Source organism: Vibrio sp. HI00D65 (assembly GCF_001635455.1).
Taxonomy (GTDB): domain Bacteria; phylum Pseudomonadota; class Gammaproteobacteria; order Enterobacterales; family Vibrionaceae; genus Vibrio.
The window spans coordinates 1-362 of the sequence record NZ_LWEH01000052.1 but is presented as its reverse complement, the minus strand read 5'-3'; the positions used below and the strand labels follow the sequence as shown (position 1 = coordinate 362).

The window sequence follows — 362 nt, the reverse complement described above, 5'->3', positions numbered from 1 at the left end:
TGGAAGATAATAAGCTCGAGTGGATTTCAAACTCCGCACAGCAAAAAGAGCTCGGAGGGCTAGCGGTTGATGGTGCCATTCGCCATATGGCGACATCGGCGGATGGAATTGTGAGCGCTATTACAACCGAGAATTCGCTCTATATCGTGGATAACATGAAGAGATCTGTACTTGTACACCAGGCGTTGATAAGTAGCGCGATCAACTTTTTGTATGTATTAGAGGATAAGGTCATTGCAGTGACTTCTTCAGGGGTGGATTACTATCAATTCCGAGATATTAGTGGTCCGGCTCTTAAAGTTGGTAGCCAACTGGTAACAAAAGAACTTCTCAAAAAATGGGAAGACAGTGGAAATTCAAGT

At 43.9% G+C, this 362-nt stretch carries 1 pseudogene; it reads left to right on the top strand.

Annotated features, from left to right (window positions below):
- Positions 1 to 362 (top strand): annotated as a pseudogene (locus tag A3712_RS27700) (hypothetical protein); the annotation flags it as partial.